Origin of the sequence: Kitasatospora sp. NPDC057015, from assembly GCF_042673745.1 — a bacterium.
Taxonomy (GTDB): domain Bacteria; phylum Actinomycetota; class Actinomycetes; order Streptomycetales; family Streptomycetaceae; genus Kitasatospora.
Genome location: NZ_JBHUSG010000041.1, coordinates 85,267 through 100,914, shown reverse-complemented (window position 1 = coordinate 100,914; position 15,648 = coordinate 85,267). Strand labels below are relative to the sequence as shown.

Sequence of the window (15,648 nt, the reverse complement as noted above, 5' to 3'; positions counted from 1 at the left end):
TCCCTGTCGCCCGACGGCACCAGGATCGCCTACAAGAAGCGGGTGACCGGGGTCGACGACGCCGCGCCCTGGCGGCTGTACGTGCTGGACCTGGCGACCATGACGGAGACCGCCACCGCCGAACAGCGCAGCATCGACGACCAGGCCCTCTGGAAGGACCCCTCCACCCTGGTCTACGCCCTGCCAGGCGACTTCGGCGCCGACCTGTGGACCGTTCCCGCCGACGGAAGCGGCGCAGCCGCCGAGCTCCTGGGCGCGGCGGTGGCACCGGCCTTCCTGGGCTGAGGTGTCGGCCGGCGCCGCCGGCCCGCCTGACCGCCCGCCTGACGCCCGCCTGACGCCCGCCTGACCGCCGCCAGGCCCGGGTGCGGGGCGCCGGAGCCGGCCGGGCGGGGCTCAGGCGAGCAGCTCGCGGGCGATCCGCAGGCGCAGCGGAGCCAGCTCCGCCTCGATCGCCGCCGCCTCCTCCGGGGTGACGACCAGCGCCGGCGCCGGGACGGGCCGGTGGCCGAGCATCCTGATCCGCAGGTGGGTCGGCGGATGCGTGCTGTCGACGCTGCTCAACTCCCGTACGGACAGCCGGAGCAGGCGCTCCATCTCCTGCGGCGGTACCGAGGCCAGCTCGGCGGTGAACGCGCTCCAGAACCCGGCTACCCCGACCGAGAGGCCGGACTGCCGCACCCCGGACAGGCTGCGCAGTCGCGACTGCACCGTCGAGGCGCTCCCGGCCAGCAGCAGCGTCCGCAGCAGCCCCTCGGCCTCGGACGTGGAGGCGATCCGGGCGGCGATCGCGTCGGCGCGGTACTCGGCGCCCTGGCCGGACCGGGTGGTGAGCCGTTCCAGCAGGCCGAGCAGCAGCCCGACGAGCCAGTTGACGCATCCCATCGCCAGACCGGCGAGTCGCTGCCCCAGATCGGCGATCTCCGTGACCGAGTTCGTCATCGAGCCGCCGCGGTCGTCGTAGCGCACCGGCCGGGTGATGTACCACCACTCGGACAGGGTGCTGATGGCGGATCCGAGCCACCGCCCGCTGCGGTGGTCGCCGTTGACGTCATGGCCGAGTTCATGGGCGAGCAGGGCGAGGCGCTGCCCCGGGCCGAGCGGCTCCCAGAGGGGCAGTCCGAGGGTGAGTACGCTGCGCCGGCGCAGGCCGACCCGTGCGAAGGAGGCGTTGAACTCGTCGGTCACCCGGATCACGTCCACCGGCCGGGTGCCCACACCGGCCGCCACCCGGTCGACCAGCGCGTACAGGGCGGGCGCGGCCGTCCGGCGGAGCACGCCGCCGTCGTCCGGGACCTTGCCGGACCGGGGACGCAGGACGAAGGCGAGGGCCAGGCCGAGCCAGCCCGTCACCCGGAGCGGCCAGCTGTCGACGAACTGCAGCGCCACCGAGCCCGCCAGCAGACCCGCCGTCACCAGGTGCACGACCCCGGCCAGCACCATCGCGCCGATCCAGGTCCGGTCCTCCCGCGCCCCGGCGCCCGCGGCCACCGCCTCGTACACCTGCCTGGCCCGCAGCCGGGCGAGGGCCAGCCGGTCGGCCTGCGCCTCCCACTGCCGCTGCGCCGCCCGCCGCTGCCGCGCGGTCAGGTCGGCGGCGGGTGCCTCCACCGGCAGCAGGTTCCACTCGCAGCCCGGGCACCAGGTCGGGTACCGCTCGTTGGTGACGAGCCCGGCCGCGCAGGCCGGACAGACGGAGTGTTTCGGGGGAGCGGGGGCGTGGCTGGTGGGCATGACCGCTGATCATGCCAGGTGGGAGCGGGGTTGTCTGCGGGGGTTCGCCGGGCCGGCGCTCCCCGTGGCCGGGGCCGCGGACGCCGGCCGGTCGGGTCCCCGGGCGAAGGGCCGGACGGCGGCGTCCCCCGTCCGCCTCACCCCTCCGGCGGAGGCCAGGGGAAGGCGTCCACCGGGTCGGCGCCGGGCCACCACTCCTCGCCGGTGAGGGTGGCGGTCAGCCGGCCGTCCCGGAGGGCCACGCCCACGTCCGTGCCGGCCGCCGCCCCGTCGGCGAACGCGGCCGGCGCGGTGTGGTCGAGGAGGAGGACGAAGTGCTGGGTGAAGGGCGTCCAGGGTTCCCCGTGCGGTTCACCGTCCGCGTCGAGCTGGAAGTTGGCCTTCCACGCCGCCTGGCAGAGCACCGAGACGAACACCCCCAGGAACTCGGCGCCGAGCAGTCCGTCGGCATGGTCGACGACGATCGCGACGTCCTTGGTGGCGCCCCCGTGGCCGTGCCAGTCGTGCAGGCAGTCCACCAGCGCGTCCCAGTTGCGGCCGAAGTAGCCGGGGAAGCCGAGTTCCCGGGCGAAGGCGTCGAACAGCGAGGCGGGCTGCTGCAGGTCCCGGCCGTCCAGGCGCAGGACGCGGCCGCCCCGGGCCTGGAGGGCGGCCGTCCCGTCGCTCAGCCAGGGGTCGTCGGCCGTGGTGAAGACGACCCAGGGGGACCGTCGCTCGGTGAGGGTGGGGCTGTTCATGCCGGGGATCCTCGCACGGCTGCCCGGGCCCGGGCAGCCGGATTTCCGGAGGCCTACGAGTCCGTCTCCGAGCGGAGCGCCAGTTCCTGCAGGACGTCGAGCGCGGTGACGTCGGTGCGTCCGGCGTCGTGCACCTCGGCCAGCTCCCAGAACGCGATGGCGAAGGCGGTGGTGAGCTGCATGATGCGGCCGCCCAGCTCCTCGCTGAGGATCGTGCTGATCTCCTCCGCGGAGGCGTCGGAGGGAATGGTCACCTGCGGCATCACGTCGTTGAGCAACTGCATCACGACGCCCGGGCCCTCCGCGGCGGAGTCGTCCGGTACGCCGTCGGGCTCGTGCAGCCACTCACCCGCCTGGGTGAGAATGCCGATGACGCGCTTCAGTACCTCGCCCTGTTCCATGATTGCAGGATGCCAGCCCCGGCCGCGGGCCGGGCGCCCTCGGGGCTTGCCGGCCCGTCACCCGGACGGCGGCCCGCCCGTGTCGCGGGGCCCGCCGGGGGAGTTGGGCGGGCATGCAGACCAGGATCCGGGCGGGGCTCCTCGCCGGCGTCGTCTGTCTCGCCTCCGGCGCCGCCGTCGCGCCCGGGGCCGGGGCGGCCGACGTGCCGGTCGGGCCGCGGGACGCCTACACCCGTACCGAGTTGTTCTTCGGCACCGAGCGGCCGGACGGCGGGGCGGCCGTCACCGCACCGGAGTTCGAGGCCTTCCTGGACGTGGAGGTGACCTCGCGCTTTCCGGAGGGGCTGACGGTGGAGGAGGGCCGGGGGCAGTACCGGGACCGGTTCGGGGTGATCGAGCGCGAACGCTCGTACCGCGTCGTCCTGTTGTACCCGCGTGGCGCGGCGCGGTCCTCGGACGCGAAGATCGAGGAGATCCGCCGGCGCTACGACGAGGCGTTCGGGCAGGAGGCGGTCGGTCGGGTGGACGACGCGGTGCGGGCGGCCTTCTGAGCCGGCCGGTGCGGGCGGATCGGTGTTGCCCGGGCCCGGGGCGGGAGTTAGGGTCGCTCGTGTGACTGCCGGGTCGGCCGTGGGCCGTGCACGAGTGGGGCGCCCGGCCCCGGCGTGAGCCAGGGGCGGGCCCGGGCCCCGCCGCGTCCTCTTCGTGTCTTCCTCGCAGGCGCCCGCGTGGCGTCTGGTCCGCAACGGAACCCAGACCGGAGAGAGTCCGCCCATGTCGCCCGACCAGCAGCACCCGCACACGCCGCCCGCCACGGCCGTCCGGCTCGACCACACCGTCGTCCACGCCACCGACCCGCAGGTGTCGGCCGCGTTCCTCGCCGAAGTCCTGGGGCTGGCGGTCGGCGCCCCGTTCGGGCCGTTCCTGCCCGTCGACCTGGGCAACGGCGTCACGCTCGACTACTACCGGCGGCGCGACGGGTCGATCCAGTCGCAGCACTACGCCTTCCTGGTGCCGGACGACGCCTTCGACGCCGTGATCGCGCGGCTGGAGTCGCTCCGGGTCACCTACTACGCCGACCCGGACCACACCGGGGCCGGCCGGGTGAACCACCTCTTCGGCGGCCGGGGCGCCTACTTCTCCGACCCCGACGGCCACAACATGGAGATCATCACCCGGACGTACGCCCGGCCCTGAGGCCCCGGCACCCCCGTGTCAGCCGTGCCCCCGGCCGGCCCCGCCGGCGGCCGCGGCGACGAAGTGCTCGGCGATCCGGGGCGCCCCGGCCCAGTGCAGGTGCAGGTACGAGGCGTGCACGTTGCCGCCCGCGAAGCCCTCGGTCCTGGGCCCGGCGGGGGTGCGCCAGCCCCAGGCGGGCTCCTTGCCGGCGCCCGGCTCGCAGACCGTACGGTGGAACTCGTGGCCGCGCACCCGGGTGCCGACCGGGGCGAGCGGGGAGTCGTGCAGGGCGACGGCCTCGCGGTAGCCGAGGGTGAGCCGTTCGGTCATCCGGGCCGAGACGGCGAGCACGCCGCACATCGGCAGTCCGTCCAACTCCTCGCCCAGGTAGAGCAGTCCGGCGCACTCGGCGGCGATCGGGGCGCCGGAGCCGGCGAGTTCGCGGATCGCCGCGCGCAGCCCGGTGTTGGCGCTCAGCTCGGACACGTACAGCTCGGGGAACCCGCCCCCGATCACCAGCCCGGCCGTGCCCGGCGGCAACTCCTCGGCGTGCAGCGGGTCGAAGGGCAGCACCTCGCCCCCGGCGGCGGTCAGCAGCTCGGCGTTCTCGGCGTAGGAGAAGGAGAACGCCGCGCCGGCGGCCAGCGCGATCCGGGGGCGGGGGCCGCCGACCGGGGTGACCTCGGCCGCCGGGTCCCAGGGGGTGTCCGCCAGCGGGGGAGCGGTCCGGGCCAGCGCCAGGACGGCGTCCAGGTCGACCGAGTCGGCGATCAGCTCGCCCATGTCCCGTACCGCCCGCAGGGCTTCGGCCGAGCGTTCGACGGCCGGGATCAGCCCGAGGTGGCGGGAGGGGGTGGCCACCGCGGCGGAGCGGCGCACCGAGCCGAGCACGGGGACGCCGGAGCCCTCCTCCAGGGCCTCCCGCAGCAGCAGTTCGTGCCGGTCGGAGGCGACCCGGTTGAGGATCACGCCCGCCAGCCGCACCTCGGGGTCCCAGGAGGCGAAGCCGTGCACCAGGGCCGCCACCGAACGCGACTGCGAGGAGGCGTCCACCACCAGCACCACGGGGGCCTTCAGCAGTTTGGCCACATGGGCGGTGGAGGCCAGCTCGCCCTGGCCGGAGGCACCGTCGAACAGCCCCATCACACCCTCGACGACCGCCACGTCGGCGCCGGCCGCCCCGTGCAGGAACAGCGGCGCCACCCGCTGCGGCCCGCACATGTAGGCGTCCAGGTTGCGGCCGGGGCGCCCGGCGGCCAGCGAGTGGTAGCCCGGGTCGATGTAGTCCGGGCCCACCTTGTGCGGGGAGACCGCCAGCCCCCGGGCGGACAGCGCCGCCATCAGCCCGGTGGCGACGGTGGTCTTGCCCGTGCCGGAGGCCGGCGCGGCGACGACGAGACGGGGGATGTTCACGGTGCTCACGTGTGTGTCGGCTCTACCACTCGATGCCGCGCTGGCCCTTGCGGCCCGCGTCCATGGGGTGCTTGACCTTGGTCATCTCGGTGACCAGGTCGGCGAGGTCGGTCAGCGGCTCCTTGGCGTAGCGGCCGGTGATGACGACGTGCTGGTTGCCGGGGCGCTCCCTGAGCACCGAGACGACCTCCTCCACGTCGACCCAGCCCCAGTGCATCGGGTAGGTGAACTCGTCGAGGACGTAGAAGCGGTAGGTCTCGGCGGCGAGGTCGCGCTTGACCTGCTCCCAGCCCTCCTTGGCCGCGTCCTCGCTGGACTCGGCCATCTCGGTGGTGCGCTGCACCCAGGACCAGCCCTCGCCCATCTTGTGCCAGGCGACCGTGCCGCCCTCGCCGGAGGCGCCGAGCACGCGCAGCGCGTTCTCCTCCCCGACCTTCCACTTCGCGGACTTGACGAACTGGAACACCCCGACCGGCCAGCCCTGGTTCCAGGCCCGCAGCGCCATCCCGAAGGCGGCGGTCGACTTGCCCTTCCCAGGCCCGGTGTGCACGGCGGTGATCGGCAGCGTACGGCGCTGGCGGGTCGTCAGGCCGTCGTCGGGGACGCTCTCCGGCTTTCCCTGGGGCATGGGTCAGGCCGCCTTTCGGTCGGTGCGGTGGTCGCTGCGGGGGGTGGTGGGTGTGCGGGTGGGACGCGGACCGGCGGCGGGGCCGGCCGGACGGTGGGCGTGCACGAGCGCGGTCACGCCCTCGGCGCGCAGCTCGTCCAGGGTGACGGCCGAGGCACCGAGCTGCCCGGCGAGCTTGCGGGCGAGGCCCAGCCGTACCGGGCCGGACTCGCAGTCCAGCACCATGCTCGCCAGGCCCTGGGCGGCCAGCAGCCCGGCGGCCCGGCCCGCGTCGGCGAGCGCCTCCCGGCCGCCGGTCGCCCGGCCGTCGGTGACGACGACCAGCAGCGGACGGCGGTGCGGGTCGCGCATCCGCTCCACCCGCAGGGTCTCGTGGGCGCGCAGCAGGCCGGCCGCCAGCGGTGTCCGGCCGCCGGTCGGCAGGGACTCCAGCCGGGCCGCGCCGACCTCCACCGAGGAGGTCGGCGGCAGGGCCAGTTCGGCGCTCGCGCCGCGGAAGGTGATCAGGCCGACCTTGTCGCGCCGCTGGTAGGCGTCCATCAGCAGGGACAGCACGGCGCCCTTGACGGCGGTCATCCGCTGCCGGGCCGCCATCGAGCCGGAGGCGTCGACCACGAACAGCACCAGGTTGGACTCCCGGCCCTGGCGGACCTGCTCGCGGAAGTCGTCCCGGCGCAGCTCCAGCGCCCGGCCGGTGCGCCCGCGGGCGTGCTGGTGCGGGGCGGCGGCCTGCAGGGTGGCGGCGAGGTGCAGCCGGGTCAGCGGGCCGGCCGGGCGACGGGCGCGGATGGTGTGCCCACCGTCCGTCTCGGCGGGCGAGCGGCGCCCCTGGGCGCCCTTGCCGGTGCCGGGCACCTTGAACAGCCTGGTCCGGTACGGCTCGCCGGCGGCCACCGGCGCGTTCTCCCGGGCCGGGCGGGGGTTCCGGGCGGGCACGTCCGCCTCGGGGGCGTCCGGCGCGGGCGCCGCGTCGGTGGCGGCGAACTCCGAGGGTGCGGTCGGTCCGGCGGGGTCGGGCGCGCCGCCGGGGCCGCCGTCCGGGCCGCCGTCCCCGGGGCCGTCGTCGTCCGGGCCGCCGCCGTCACCGTCCGGGTCGGGCTGCTCCTCGTCCGGGCCGCGGCCCTCGGAGGCCTCCTCGGCACCGGTCTCCTCGGGCTCGTCCGGCTCGGCGTGCTCCTCCAGGGTCCGGTCCAGCTTCTCCTCGTCCAGGCCGGGAGCGTCGAACGGGTTGCGCCGGCGGCGGTGCGGCAGGGCCAGCTGGGCGGCCTTGCGGACGTCCTCCTCCAGCACCTCGGTGCGCCCCGACCAGGCGGCCAGCGCCACCGCGGTACGGGCCATCACGATGTCCGCGCGCAGCCCGTCCACCTCGAAGGCCGCGCAGACGGCGGTGATCTGGCGCAGCGCCACGTCGGTCAGCTCGACCTCGGGCAGCAGGGCGCGGGCGGCGCCGATGCGCTCGGCGAGCTCCCGCTCCTCGGCGGCGAACCGGCCGGCGAAGCCCGCCGGGTCCGCGTCGTAGGCGAGCCGGCGGCGGACCACCTCGGCGCGCTCGCGCGGCTCCCGGGTGGCGGCGATCTCGACGGTGAGGCCGAAGCGGTCCAGCAGCTGCGGCCGCAGCTCGCCCTCCTCCGGGTTCATCGTGCCGACCAGCAGGAACCGCGCCGCGTGCCGCACCGAGACGCCCTCGCGCTCGACGTACGAGCGGCCCATCGCGGCGGCGTCCAGCAGCAGGTCGACCACGTGGTCCTGGAGCAGGTTGACCTCGTCGATGTAGAGCACCCCGCGGTGGGCCCTGGCCAGCAGGCCCGGCTCGTAGGCCCGGACCCCCTCGGACAGCGCCCGCTCCAGGTCGAGCGAGCCGACGATCCGGTCCTCGGTGACGCCGACCGGCAGCTCGACCAGCTGGGCGGCCCGGGCGCCGGCGCCGGCGCCCGGGTGCGGGCCGTCCGGGCACTGCGGGTCCGGGTCGACGGGGTCGCAGGCGAAGCGGCAGCCGTCGACCGTGTCGATCGACGGCAGCAGGCCGGCCAGCGCGCGGACCATGGTCGACTTCGCGGTGCCCTTCTCGCCGCGGACCAGCACACCGCCGACGGCGGGTGAGACCGCGTTGAGCAGCAGCCCGAGCCGCAGGTCGGCCATGCCGACGATCGCGGTGAACGGGTATCGGACGTCACTCATCGGGTGTCCCTCTCCTGAGACTGACCGGCAATCGGGGGGTGGGTGAAGGAGCGGGGTTCGGGCCGAGTCTGGCAAGGCGGAGGATGGAGTGGCAGCGGAGCTGCGGCGACTGACGACAACGCTGTCCAGGCGATTGCCCGGGCGCCGCGACGCCGCCCCCCGATTGCCGGTCAGTCTTAGCTGGTCCTGCGGCATCCGTACCCGTCCGGCCCCTCACGGCGCACCCGGCGGCACGAAGGGCAGCCCCTGCGCCGGGACGCCGTCCTCGATCATCCGCCACAGTGCGCCGGTGTCGGCGTGCTCCTCGATCAGGTCGCCGAGGCGGTCCAGCCGCGACTCGCGGGCCGCCGCGAAGGAGGTGTCCGGGGCGGGCACGAACGCCCGGCCGGCCAGCTTCGCCGCCTCGCGCAGCAGTTCGCGGCGGAACCCGTCGTTCTCCAGCACGCCGTGCCAGGTGGTGCCCCACACCGCGCCGACCCGGCAGCCGTCCAGGGCCCGCCCGGCGCCGTCCGAGACGAACGGCTCGCCGCCCTCCACGGCGACCACGCCGTGGTGGATCTCGTAGCCCTCGACCGGCTGCCCGAAGGCCTCGCCGGTCGGCCGGGCGAGCACCTTCTCGGCGCCGAACCGCACCCGCGCGGGCAGCAGCCCCAGCCCGTCGACGGCGCCGGCCTTCGACTCCACCTCGTCCACGATCTCGCTCGCCAGCATCTGGTAGCCGCCGCAGACGCCCAGCACGGGCAGCCCGGCGGCGGCCCGCGCCCGCAGCGCCGGCTCCAGCCCGCGCTCGCGCAGCCAGGCCAGGTCCGCGACGGTGGCCCGGGTGCCGGGCAGGATCACCAGGTCGGCGTCGGCCAGCTCCTCGGGCCGGGTGGCCCAGCGGACCAGCACCCCCGGCTCCTGCGCCAGCGCGTCCACGTCGGTGAAGTTGGACAGCCGGGGGAAGCGCACCACGGCGACCCGCAGCACGTCCGCCCCGAGCGGGCCGCGCGCGTCCTCGCGGTCGACCACGGTGGAGAGGTCCAGCGAGTCCTCGGCGTCCAGCCACAGGCCCTTGAGCATCGGCAGGGTGCCCAGCACCGGACGGCCGGTCAGCCGGTGCAGCATCTCCAGGCCGGGCTCCAGCAGCCGGGCGTCGCCGCGGAACTTGTTCACGAACCAGCCGGCCACGTGCCGCTGGTCCTCGGCCGAGAGCAGCGCCAGCGTGCCGTACATGGCGGCGAAGACCCCGCCCCGGTCGATGTCGCCCACCACCACCACGGGCAGTGCGGCGGCGGTGGCCAGGCCCATGTTGGCGATGTCGCGGTCCCGCAGGTTGATCTCGGCGGGCGACCCCGCCCCCTCGCAGACCACCACGTCGTAGCGGCGCCGCAGATCGGCCAGGCACTCCAGGGAGCGCTCCAGCAGGACGGGCTTGCGCTCGCGGTAGTCCAGCGCGCCGACCTCCGCGACGGCCCGCCCGAGCAGGACGACCTGGCTGCGGCCGTCCGCTCCCGGCTTGAGCAGCACCGGGTTCATCGCCGCCTCCGGCTCGACCCGGGCGGCCTGCGCCTGCATCGCCTGCGCGCGGCCGATCTCGGCGCCGTCGGCGGTGACGAAGGAGTTCAGCGACATGTTCTGCGCCTTGAACGGCGCGACCTTGACGCCCTGTCGGGCCAGCCAGCGGCAGATGCCGGAGGTGACCACGCTCTTGCCGGCGTCCGAGGTCGTTCCGGCGACCAGCAGTGCCCCGCTCACGAGCGGCCACCCTTCCGTCGATGTGTGAGGCCCCGGCCCGCACGGTGCAGGAGGGCGTGCCCGACGGCGGTGACGCCGAGCGCGAGCAGCCCGACCCGGCGGGAGAGCCGGCAGGCCCGTTCGATGTCCGCCGCCGACACGGGCGGCAGTTCGGCGCCCAGCACCGGCCGGTGCTCGACCCGCTCGCCGTAGGTCAGGGTGCCGCCGAGCCGCACGCCCAGCGCTCCGGCGAAGGCCGCCTCCGCCTGCCCGGCGTTCGGGCTGGGGTGGGCCGAGCCGTCGCGGTGCCAGACCCGCCAGGCGGTGGCCGGCTGCGGTGCGGCGCAGACCGCCAGCAGCGCGGTGAGCCGGGCGCCGGGCCAGCCGGCCACGTCGTCCAGCCGGGCCGAGGCCCAGCCGAACCGGGCGTAGCGCGGCGAGCGGTGCCCGACCATGGCGTCGAGGGTGTTGACGGCCCGGAAGGCCAGCAGGCCCGGGGTGCCCGCCAGCGAACCCCAGACCAGGGCGTTCACCACGGCGTCGGCGGTGTTCTCGGCGACCGACTCCACCACCGCCCGGGCGATCTGCTGCCCGTCCAGCCCGCTGGGATCGCGCCCGCACAGGTGGGGGAGCCGCTCACGGGCGGCGGTGAGGTCGCCCGCCGAGAGCGAGCGACCGATGGTGCGGGCCTCCCGGGTGAGCGAGGTGCCGCCGAGCACCGTCCAGGTCGCGGCGGCGGCCAGCGCGGCCCGGCCGGCCGGGGAGCGTCCGAGGGTGCGGTCGGCCAGCACGGCGCCGGCCGCGACGGTGCCCACGCAGAGCGCGGTGTACGCGGCGCCGGCCGCGCGCCGGTCGCGCCAGAGCAGCCCTTCGAGGCGCCCGGCGGCGCTGCCGAAGGCGGCCACCGGGTGGCCGCGGCGGGGGTCGGCGAAGCGGGTGTCGGCGAGGTAGCCGGCGGCGGCGCCGAGGGCGAAGGCTGCGCCGCGGGTCAGCCCGCGCACGGCAGGGGCGACGCGGCGGGGCGGCGGCGGGCTCGGTTCGACGGTGGCCGGTGGGTGGCCCGGGCAGCCTGCATGGCGTGCGTGTCCTCACTCAGGGTCCGCGCCCTGGATCGACGTACCGGGGGCGAGAGTCTCCTGGCTTCCGGGTCGGACACACCCTCGGGCCTTCCCGCGGGCTTCTGACGGACCGCCGTGACCATTCGTTCGAGCGTGCTCCCCGGTGACAGTGGCGGGACCGCGCCGGACTCGCACCGGCTTCCTCTGCATGCCTCCGTTTGGCTGAAGGATCCCATCACGCGGCGGAACCGGGAGTCAACCAAGGCCACCGAGGGTTTGGTCACACGCGCCGTCCCCGTGCGCGGCGCGCGCGGCGGGTCCGCCGGTGCACGAGCGCGCAGGCCAGGGCCGCGCTACCCGCGTAGCGGAGGAGTCTTGGAGGAAACCGTCACTACCTCCGAGTAGCGCGCCCGTCGAACCGTCAGGATCTGTGCGATCCACCAGTCGCGCGAGGGGGCCCTGAGCTGCGCTTCGTGCGTTCGGCGACTGGGGTGGGCCCGGGCCGGCCCGTACGGTCGTTCCTCATGCGACCCAGAAAGCCCTCAGTCACGCCGGTGCCCTTCTCGCCCATGGCGGCCAGGGCGCACCGCGCCGGGCTGGGCCTGACTCCCCAGCAGGTGGCGGAGGGCATGGCCGCGCACGGGGTCCGGTTGCTGCCGGCCCACGTCATCGGCTGGGAGACCGGGGAGATCCGGCCCTCCGAGGAGGAGTTCGTCGCACTGGCCCGCGCCCTGTGGTGCCCGCCCGCCCAGCTGATGGGCGCCCGCCCCGCCTGCCTGCGCGACTTCCGGGTGGCCCGCGAGCTCGGCCGGGAGGAGGCGGCCCGCCGGATCGGCCTGTCGCCGCGCGCCTACGACCTCGCCGAGGACGCGGGCCGGTGGACCGGTGACGAGGACCAGACCTACCAGCTGGCCCAGGTGCTCGGGATGACCCTGCGGGACGTGGTGGCCGTCCTCGGCCGTGAGGAGGAGCTCGACCAGCGCCTGCGGCGCTGCATCGACGGGCGCTGGCAGGCGCAGGTGAAGGCGGTCGGGCGGATGGTCCCGGTGCCCCGGGAGCTCCTCGCCGCCGTGCTGACGGACCTGCAGAACGAGTACCAGGTGACGGCGCACTGGGGCTCCGGCGGCTGGGGCTCCTCCGCCCCGGCCCAGCCGGAGCCGGCGCAGCAGACCCGGCCGATCGGCGAGCGGTTCTGGGAGCTGATGTCGCGCCAGCCCACCGACATCCCGGTCTGACCCCGTCCGTTTCCCACCCCTCCTTCCTCTCCTTCCTCTCCCTTCTCTCTCCTCCCTCTGCCCCCGCGCGGCCGTCCTCTCCCGGGCCCCTCTCCCCGGCCGGTCTCCCGCTCCCGTGCCCCGGACGGCCCCGTACCGGTGGCCGCCCGCCCGGTCGGCGCGTGGACTGGTGTCGGTCATGCAACGGTGCGCCGCGGCCCACCGCGCGGCGCACCGCACCACCGTGCCGCGCGGCGCGGTGGCCGTCCGCGGCGGAGCAGCAGAGCGGGGAGCGAGATATGCGATGGGGAACCGCAGCAGTCGTGGCGGCCGCCGTGGCCGGTACGGGCGTCGCCGTGCTGGCCCTCGGGCGCAGGGTCTCGGAGCGGTCGGTGCACCCCCGTGCGGGCCGGGGGACGGGCGCCCTGCCCGTGCGCGTGGTCGGCCTGGCGGCCGGGCGCCTCACCCTCACCCGGACTCCGGAGACGGCCCGTGCGGGCCGCTACGCCGTCGAGTGGGGCGTGGACGGCCACGCGGTGGTCGGCGAGGTCCTGCGGGTCGACCAGCAGGGCGTCACCCGCGTGCTGGAGCGCGCCGACAGCGGCACCCTGGAGGTCGGCACCACCGTGCGGCTGACGCCCCGGGTGTACCTCGGCGACCCCACCACCGCGCTGGGCCTGCCCTTCCTGGAGACCGGGGCGGTCGGCGAGTCCGGCCCGCTCCCGGCCTGGTACCTGGACGGCATGCGCGGGACCTGGGTGCTGCTGGTGCACGGCCCGGGTGCGGACCGCCAGCAGACCCTGCCGGTCGTCCCCGTCCTGCACCGGCTGCGCCTGCCCGTCCTGTCCGTGACGTACCGGGGTGACGAAGGCGCGCCGGCCTCGCCCGACGGGCTCGGCCACTTCGGCGAGACCGAGTGGCGCGACGTCGAGGCGGCCGTCCGGCTGGCCCTGGACAGCGGCGCGGGCAAGGTCGTCCTGTACGGCTGGTCCCTGGGCGCCACGATGGCGCTGCAGACGGCTGCCCGGTCCGCCTGGGCGCACGCGGTGAGCGGTCTGATCCTCGACTCGCCGGTACTGGACTGGTCCGAGACGGTGCGCCGCGAGGCGACCCGCGCGGGGGTCAGCTCCCCGCTGGCCGGGCTCGGCGCGCTGGCCGCGCAGGGGCGGTCCGGCGTCGACCTGGCGGGTTTCGCCCGGCTCGCCGAGGGCGCCGACCTTCGGGTGCCCACGCTGCTGATGCACAGCCCGGACGACACCGTCGCCCCCTGGCGGGCGTCCGCCCGGCTGGCGCAGCGCCGTGAGGACCTGGTCACGTTGCGGCCGGTGCCGGGGGCCGACCACGTGGCGCTGTGGAACGCCGATCCGGCCGGGTACGAGGAGAACCTCCGGCGCTTCCTCACCCCGCTGCTCTGAGCGGGGCGGCCCGGGGGCGATCCGAGCGGGGCGGCCCCGGGCGGTCCGATCTCCGAGCCGGATGGGGGCGGCGGCGCCCGGGCCACCCGGCGCTCCCGGGCCCCCCGAGGCCGGCGGATGCCCCTCGGACCGGGCCGAGGGCGGCCTGCGGGGGCTCCCGAGAGGTGGGCATACCACCTATTTGGTGACGTGATCACGTCATTTATGTCCTGCGCAGGCCCGGTTTGGGGCCTGTTGCCCGATCTTGCGGCCCTCCCCGCCCCGGCTCCCCACAGACTCGCCGAACTCGATGTGACAGAACGCCCGTACACGGGGAAGACTGCACGGCGTGACGTCTCGGAACCCGCGCGACCGTGATGCCCCGCTCCCGCCGACGATCGGTACCGGCGCGACGGTGACCCGTCTGCCCGGTACGGCCCACCGTCCCGACGGTGCGCGCCCGGGCACTCCCGGCGCACCCCGCCGCCGTGGCCCCGCACCGGCGCCCGGTCGCGGGCGCGTCCCCGTACCCGAAGGCTTTCCCGCACCCGCCGAGCTGGCCCCGCTGGCCCGGCGGATGCTCGTCGACGCCGTCCGGATCGCCCGCTGGGCCGGCGAGCTGGAGCAGGTCGACAAGCGCGGCGAGCTCCTCCCCGAGGACGCCAGGGCGGCCGGCCGAGCGCTGGCCATGACCGTCGGCGCCGCCGCCAAGGCCTGGGGACAGGCCCTGCTGGTCGGGCTCGTCGAACCCCGCGACGGCGGCGCCGCCCCCGGCTGGCGCCTGCACGCCTGGGAGCACGACGACGAGGCCGTGGTCCGCGGCTGGTCCGCCCTCTTCGACGCCTGGACCCTGCTCGCCCCCGTACCGCCGGCCGCCCTGCGCGGCGTCTTCGCGGTCCTCGCCGGCCAGGCCGTCGACCAGGCACCGCAGCTGCTCTCCTTCCTGCACCTGGTGGACGGCCCCGTCTCCGACGGCGAGCTGATGGAGCTGCTGCGCCGCGGCCTGGACGAGCGCCGGATGGGTGCCGGCACCGGGCTGCTCCCGCTCTCGCCCGTCCCGCACGCGGCCTCCGCCGTCTCGGCGGTCCGCGGCACCTGCCGGGAGCCGCAGGTCGACACCCCGGCCGCGCCCTCCGACGTCGCCGCCGTCCTGGACTGGATGCTGGACGGCCTGGCCGCCGTCGGCGCCGTGATCCGCCGGGACGAGGCCGCCGAGCTCTCCCGCCTCGGCCACTGGGCGGTGCGCGCCAAGCTGGAGGAGATCTGCACGGTCGCGCAGACGGCCGCCGGCCACATCGAGCAGAGCGCCCTGGAACTCCTCAACGCCTGCGCCGACTACTCCCCGGGCCCGGCCCGCGCGGAGTACCGCGCCTGGGTCGCGGCCCGGCCGGTGGACCGCGCCGTCGCCGAACTGCTGGACGCCGCGCAGGGCGACGACGCGCTGGTGCGCGGCCTCGCCTTCGAGGCGCTGCGGGTGGCCGGCGGCACCGCCGAGCAGGCCGTCCGGGCCGCCGTCGACGAGCCCGTGCTGCGCCCCTACGCGCTGCTGTGGCTCGCCGAGCAGTCGGACGAGGAGGGCGTCTCGCCGGCCGACGTGCTGGGCGCGGAGGACGCCGCCTGGCTCTGGGTCGACACCGCCGCCGCCGTCCTGGACCACGGGGAGACCGGGCTGCTGGTCGGCCACGTCGAGGGCGCCTCGGCCGGCGACCCGGTGCGGCTCTTCGCCCGGGCGCGGCAGTCGGGGCACCCGCGGGCGGCCTCGGTGCTGACCGCCGTCTCCGGCGTCCACCCGGACCCGGCGGTGGCCCGGGCGGCCCGTCGCTCGGCCTTCTCGGTGCACAACGGCGGCGCGTAGCGGCAGGCGCCGCCCCGGCGGCCTCGGGCACGGCCCGGCAGCGGCCGGGGCCGTCCGCCCCGAGCCGCGCGGCACCGGCCGGCGCCGACGGTTCACGGACGACGCGAAGGGCCCGGGGTCGGGTGGGTGCGGGCGGGTGGC

13 protein-coding genes, 1 pseudogene and 1 riboswitch are annotated in these 15,648 nt (G+C 76.2%); of the genes and pseudogenes, 6 read left to right on the top strand and 8 right to left on the bottom strand.

Annotation, left to right across the window (positions count from 1 at the left end):
• A pseudogene (locus ACFTWP_RS30625) lies at nt 1–285 on the top strand (TolB-like translocation protein); the annotation flags it as partial.
• Nucleotides 286–396: 111 nt separating this feature from the next.
• Here the strand turns inward: ACFTWP_RS30625 and ACFTWP_RS30620 are convergent.
• The 3 genes from ACFTWP_RS30620 to ACFTWP_RS30610 all read right to left on the bottom strand — a co-directional run bounded on the left by ACFTWP_RS30620 (nt 397) and on the right by ACFTWP_RS30610 (nt 2,872).
• Entirely contained in the window at nt 397–1,734 is a 1,338-nt protein-coding gene (locus tag ACFTWP_RS30620) for a M48 family metallopeptidase (RefSeq protein WP_380268184.1), read from the bottom strand.
• A gap of 137 nt (nt 1,735–1,871) precedes the next feature.
• Nucleotides 1,872–2,471: a barstar family protein gene (locus ACFTWP_RS30615; RefSeq protein WP_380268183.1), complete on the bottom strand. Its 600-nt coding sequence runs from the start codon at nt 2,469–2,471 to the stop codon at nt 1,872–1,874.
• A gap of 53 nt (nt 2,472–2,524) precedes the next feature.
• Nucleotides 2,525–2,872, bottom strand: a complete 348-nt coding sequence (locus ACFTWP_RS30610) for a hypothetical protein (RefSeq protein ID WP_380268182.1) — start codon at nt 2,870–2,872, stop codon at nt 2,525–2,527.
• A 113-nt stretch (nt 2,873–2,985) separates the two neighbouring features.
• On the opposite strand from ACFTWP_RS30610, the gene ACFTWP_RS30605 reads away from it, so the two are divergent.
• On the top strand, nt 2,986–3,423 hold the full coding sequence (locus ACFTWP_RS30605; protein ID WP_380268181.1) for a DUF3574 domain-containing protein: 438 nt from the start codon (nt 2,986–2,988) through the stop codon (nt 3,421–3,423).
• 223 nt (nt 3,424–3,646) lie between these two features.
• Complete coding sequence (locus ACFTWP_RS30600) at nt 3,647–4,069, top strand: VOC family protein (RefSeq protein WP_380268180.1); 423 nt, start codon at nt 3,647–3,649, stop codon at nt 4,067–4,069.
• A gap of 18 nt (nt 4,070–4,087) precedes the next feature.
• On the opposite strand, the gene ACFTWP_RS30595 is transcribed toward ACFTWP_RS30600, so the two are convergent.
• The 5 genes from ACFTWP_RS30595 to ACFTWP_RS30575 form a co-directional block, all read right to left on the bottom strand.
• The gene (locus tag ACFTWP_RS30595; protein WP_380268179.1) at nt 4,088–5,473 is read right to left on the bottom strand and encodes a cobyrinate a,c-diamide synthase; all 1,386 of its coding nucleotides are present in this window, start codon (nt 5,471–5,473) and stop codon (nt 4,088–4,090) included.
• Between the two features lie 13 nt (nt 5,474–5,486).
• Nucleotides 5,487–6,092: a cob(I)yrinic acid a,c-diamide adenosyltransferase gene (gene cobO / locus ACFTWP_RS30590; protein ID WP_380268178.1), complete on the bottom strand. Its 606-nt coding sequence runs from the start codon at nt 6,090–6,092 to the stop codon at nt 5,487–5,489.
• A gap of 3 nt (nt 6,093–6,095) precedes the next feature.
• Complete coding sequence (locus tag ACFTWP_RS30585) at nt 6,096–8,270, bottom strand: putative cobaltochelatase (protein ID WP_380268177.1); 2,175 nt, start codon at nt 8,268–8,270, stop codon at nt 6,096–6,098.
• A 213-nt stretch (nt 8,271–8,483) separates the two neighbouring features.
• Nucleotides 8,484–10,007, bottom strand: coding sequence for a cobyric acid synthase (locus tag ACFTWP_RS30580; protein WP_380268176.1), 1,524 nt, complete (start codon nt 10,005–10,007; stop codon nt 8,484–8,486).
• Nucleotides 10,004–10,987 carry a cobalamin biosynthesis protein gene (locus ACFTWP_RS30575; protein WP_380268175.1) on the bottom strand — a complete coding sequence of 328 codons (984 nt, stop codon included), beginning with the start codon at nt 10,985–10,987 and terminating at the stop codon, nt 10,004–10,006. Before ACFTWP_RS30575 ends, ACFTWP_RS30580 begins: the two co-directional genes overlap by 4 nt.
• 128 nt (nt 10,988–11,115) lie before the next feature.
• Nucleotides 11,116–11,250: riboswitch (cobalamin riboswitch) on the bottom strand.
• Nucleotides 11,251–11,598: 348 nt separating this feature from the next.
• Between ACFTWP_RS30575 and ACFTWP_RS30570 the strand changes: the two genes are divergently transcribed.
• The 3 genes from ACFTWP_RS30570 to ACFTWP_RS30560 all read left to right on the top strand — a co-directional run bounded on the left by ACFTWP_RS30570 (nt 11,599) and on the right by ACFTWP_RS30560 (nt 15,507).
• Entirely contained in the window at nt 11,599–12,279 is a 681-nt protein-coding gene (locus tag ACFTWP_RS30570; RefSeq protein WP_380268174.1) for a helix-turn-helix domain-containing protein, read from the top strand.
• A gap of 278 nt (nt 12,280–12,557) precedes the next feature.
• Nucleotides 12,558–13,673, top strand: coding sequence for an alpha/beta hydrolase family protein (locus ACFTWP_RS30565; protein ID WP_380268173.1), 1,116 nt, complete (start codon nt 12,558–12,560; stop codon nt 13,671–13,673).
• A 556-nt stretch (nt 13,674–14,229) separates the two neighbouring features.
• A complete protein-coding gene (locus ACFTWP_RS30560) occupies nt 14,230–15,507 on the top strand; it encodes a hypothetical protein (protein WP_380268172.1) in 1,278 nt (425 codons plus the stop codon).
• Nucleotides 15,508–15,648: the final 141 nt, after the last annotated feature.

Coding starts and splice junctions, on each gene's coding strand:
- ACFTWP_RS30610 (WP_380268182.1), bottom strand. CDS start 2,872: ATGGAACAGGGCGAGGTACTGAAGCGCGTCATCGGCATTCTCACCCAG.
- ACFTWP_RS30600 (WP_380268180.1), top strand. CDS start 3,647: ATGTCGCCCGACCAGCAGCACCCGCACACGCCGCCCGCCACGGCCGTC.
- ACFTWP_RS30585 (WP_380268177.1), bottom strand. CDS start 8,270: ATGAGTGACGTCCGATACCCGTTCACCGCGATCGTCGGCATGGCCGAC.
- ACFTWP_RS30615 (WP_380268183.1), bottom strand. CDS start 2,471: ATGAACAGCCCCACCCTCACCGAGCGACGGTCCCCCTGGGTCGTCTTC.
- ACFTWP_RS30620 (WP_380268184.1), bottom strand. CDS start 1,734: ATGCCCACCAGCCACGCCCCCGCTCCCCCGAAACACTCCGTCTGTCCG.
- cobO (WP_380268178.1), bottom strand. CDS start 6,092: ATGCCCCAGGGAAAGCCGGAGAGCGTCCCCGACGACGGCCTGACGACC.
- ACFTWP_RS30560 (WP_380268172.1), top strand. CDS start 14,230: ATGCTCGTCGACGCCGTCCGGATCGCCCGCTGGGCCGGCGAGCTGGAG.
- ACFTWP_RS30605 (WP_380268181.1), top strand. CDS start 2,986: ATGCAGACCAGGATCCGGGCGGGGCTCCTCGCCGGCGTCGTCTGTCTC.
- ACFTWP_RS30565 (WP_380268173.1), top strand. CDS start 12,558: ATGCGATGGGGAACCGCAGCAGTCGTGGCGGCCGCCGTGGCCGGTACG.